This is a genomic window from Tepidiforma sp., assembly GCF_034432735.1.
In the GTDB taxonomy this organism is placed as follows: domain Bacteria; phylum Chloroflexota; class Dehalococcoidia; order Tepidiformales; family Tepidiformaceae; genus Tepidiforma.
On record NZ_DAOUBJ010000082.1, the window covers coordinates 1 to 3,161 of the forward strand.

Below are 3,161 nucleotides of genomic sequence, written 5' to 3' on the forward strand. Positions count from 1 at the left end.
GAGACGATGCTCGACGGCAATATCCCGACCTACGAGGAATTCCTCCAAGAGCGCCGCAAGCTCATGGCGCTCAAACTCAAGACATGGTTCGAGACATTGTGATGACGAGCGAACTTGAACCCTATCTCGTCTACGTGGAAGTAGGCGTCGACTGGGCGGGGCAGATTCGGGCGTTAGAAGCTTAAGCGGCTAATGTGCGTTCCCTGGGTCCTGAACCGCTCGACCGCGGCGAGCGGAGAGCCGGTCTGCTGGAACGGTGACATCCGTCGGGTGACGCCGGAAGATCCGGGAGAATCCGGGGGGCCACAATCACCGGGACGAGATGCAACATCACCGAGCCCGGGTCGCGAATCGGCAGCACCGCCATTGTGCCCGCCGGCCTCTTTTTCTACCTACGGGTGCTCTCATGGCTTGTCCAGCGACCGCGAGCGAGGACCTATGCACGAACCTGGGCTGCCGGTGCCTCGTTTTCCACAGTGTCGCATCGCGAGCCTCTATCTTTTCATAGCTGACCGCCGACGTCGACTTCGAGATGCTCTACGAGTTGGGGCGTTACCTGCGCCGGCTGCCGCCGGCCGACCGCTAAGTGCTACCACGCGAGATACAGCGGAACGTCGACATGGGCTCGTACCGCATCCAGGGGCAGGGCAGTGGAAGGGGCGCGCTACGGCGCCGGTCCGGCGTGGTCGAGCCGTTGACCGCCAATGGCGGACACGGTACGACGCCGGCGGAGCAGGAGTCGGTGTCGCGTATGATCGCCGGGCTGAACGAGCACTTCGGGCTCGACTTCAGCCCCGAGCACCGCGTGACGCTCGCCGAGATGATGGAAAGGGTCGATGCGGACGACCCGCTCGAGGCCGCGCGCGAACACAATAGAGAACGTGCGGGTTGCCTTCGATAAGAAGGCCCAGGGGTCATCCTGGAGTTCGTGGGTCCCCAAGTTCGGGCTGTACAAGCGCTTCACCGACGCTCGTGCCGTTTGCGACGCGGTGAAAGACCTCCCCTTCGACCAAAATTTTTGGGCCACCGGCCCGAGGGCTGTTCGATAGCGGCAAGTAGTTCTCAACGGGCTCGTGGAGTGCGCCGGGCCCCGGAAGACTCGAAGTCTCGAGCCGCGCAAGGTGACACCGTCCGCCTCGCTAGCCCTCGAGGCACAGCCCATATTCCCCTTCCTCGAGCGTGATGGGCCACGGCGAGCTCTCGACGCCATTGGCGCCGCAATCGAGCCGACCTGCCAGGATACAAAGCGGGGAACCCCCTTTTTTCTGCCTTCGACTAGCGACACGTTTGACACGGACAGCAGTTTCATCAAGGATTTCGCGATTTAATGTTCTGACGAAAGTCCATCCGGATGTCGCGGAAATATCGTATGAGGGCCCGCGCTGCAACCGTCCAGCGAACACGCCAGCGCATCGTTGACGCGGCGATGGGCCTGCACGCCGAGCAGGGCGTGATCGGCACCAGCTACGAGCAGATCGCCGAGCGAGCCGGTATCGCTCAAGCCACGGTCTATCGGCACTTCCCCACCTCGGCAGACCTCCTCCCGGCCTGCGCCCGGTCTATCCACGTCCTTCGGCCGGTGACCCCGGAGCTGGCAGCGGAGATCTTCAGAGGCGTCGAGCGCCCGTCCTTGCGGATGGAGGTGCTCGTACGGGGCACGTGCGAGTGTTACGACCGCGATGGCGGCTGGTTGCGCGCAGTCGGCACGAGGAACACCTGATCCAGGCTCTGGACGACCTGGCGCGGCTACAGCGGGAGAACCTGGCGCTCCTCGTGGGCGCAGCGTTGGAGGGCACGGACGCCAGCGAGCGGACGGAGAGAGTGCTGGCCGCCCTCATCGACTTCCCGGTCTGGGAGGCGCTGCGGGCTGCCGGGCTGAGCGCTGCGGAGGCCACAGACCAGATGCTAGAGCTGGTCCGTGACCAGCTAGCGAAAAGGGGCATTCGATAAGGCCGGAGGTTAGGCATGGAAGAAAAGCCAAGGGCGTACGTCCTGGCCGTGGAGGAAGGCGAGGCGATCTGGTTCGCGGGGGCGCTGATGGTCCTGAAGGCCACAGGCGACCGAACCGGGGGCCGGTTCGCGTTCATGGACCAGCGCACGCCGGGGGACTACGCGGTACCCCGCCACGTCCACGGTCGCGAGGACGAGTCCTGGTACATCCTCGAGGGAGAGGTGACCTTCTACTGCGGAGACGAGACGTTCACAGCAGGGCCTGGTGCGTGGGTGTTTGCGCCCAAAGGCATCCCCCATGCCTTCCGGGTCGGGCCCGCCGGGGCACGATTGCTCACCATGGCGTGGCCTGCCGGGTTCGCTGACTTCGTGCGCGCTGCCGGGCAGCCAGCGTCAGCGCTGACGCTTCCGGAGCCGGCACCGCTGGACATCGAGCAACTGACGGTGCTCGGCAGGCAGCATGGTATCGAGATCGTCGGTCCCCCGCCCTCCTAAAGATACTCTGCTCCGGAGCCGGAGGCGGCCCTCCGCCAGGCGCGGGTCATAGGCACCCGGCGCCTTCGAGGCCGCCTGTACGAAAACTCGGGGAACCCTCCGCTTTTGTTGTTCGCGTTCTGCGCTGCCCATGCGCTCCCTTCTCAGGGCGCGGCTTCTTGTCGTGCGAATCTCCTCGTGGAGGGCCCGCGGCCAGTTATGTCGCCCTGCCACAATGTCCCCTTCGTTCGTCATGCATAATTCGCCCCAACTGAGCAAGACAGGGCTCGGCGTGTCTCCTGGATAGGAGATCGGACGGTCTCGCGAAGAGTAGGGGCTGTCGCTCACCGAGCCGGCACGGCTGTCGCCGGTTTCGAAGGGGTACCTGCCGGAAATCGAGGGCTACGGAGGCAAGAATGGCGAGGAGTGCGAAGAGGACCACTGGAGCCAAAGATAGCGGCGCCACCGTCGGCTACGAGGGCCAGCTCTGGCAGATGGCCGACGCTCTGCGCGGCAGCATGGACGCCGCCGAGTACAAGCACGTCGTCCTGGGGCTCATCTTCCTCAAGTACATCTCCGACGCCTTCGAGGAGCAGCACGCCAAGCTCGAGACCGAGCGCGACCAGGGTGCTGATCCAGAGGACCCGGACGAGTACCGCGCGGTCAATGTCTTCTGGGTGCCGCCTGAAGCGCGTTGGGCGCGGCTTCAGCAGAACGCCCGCCAGACCGAAATTGGC

General features: G+C 64.8%; 4 protein-coding genes. All 4 read left to right on the plus strand.

Annotated elements, in window-relative coordinates; genetic code table 11:
• Positions 1-619: 619 nt before the first annotated feature.
• Positions 620-901 carry a hypothetical protein gene (locus VAE53_RS08205; RefSeq protein WP_322818887.1) on the plus strand — a complete coding sequence of 94 codons (282 nt, stop codon included), beginning with the start codon at positions 620-622 and terminating at the stop codon, positions 899-901.
• Between the two features lie 468 nt (positions 902-1,369).
• Positions 1,370-1,720, plus strand: a complete 351-nt coding sequence (locus VAE53_RS08210; protein WP_322818888.1) for a helix-turn-helix domain-containing protein — start codon at positions 1,370-1,372, stop codon at positions 1,718-1,720.
• 245 nt (positions 1,721-1,965) lie between these two features.
• Entirely contained in the window at positions 1,966-2,445 is a 480-nt protein-coding gene (locus VAE53_RS08215; RefSeq protein ID WP_322818889.1) for a quercetin 2,3-dioxygenase, read from the plus strand.
• A gap of 395 nt (positions 2,446-2,840) precedes the next feature.
• Positions 2,841-3,161, plus strand: a 321-nt coding sequence (locus VAE53_RS08220) for a type I restriction-modification system subunit M N-terminal domain-containing protein (RefSeq protein ID WP_322818890.1), incomplete at its 3' end; no start/stop codon positions are given.

Excerpts from the sequence above, each read along its gene's own strand:
- VAE53_RS08205 (WP_322818887.1), top strand. The coding sequence starts at position 620 with ATGGGCTCGTACCGCATCCAGGGGCAGGGCAGTGGAAGGGGCGCGCTA.
- VAE53_RS08210 (WP_322818888.1), top strand. The coding sequence starts at position 1,370 with ATGAGGGCCCGCGCTGCAACCGTCCAGCGAACACGCCAGCGCATCGTT.
- VAE53_RS08215 (WP_322818889.1), top strand. The coding sequence starts at position 1,966 with ATGGAAGAAAAGCCAAGGGCGTACGTCCTGGCCGTGGAGGAAGGCGAG.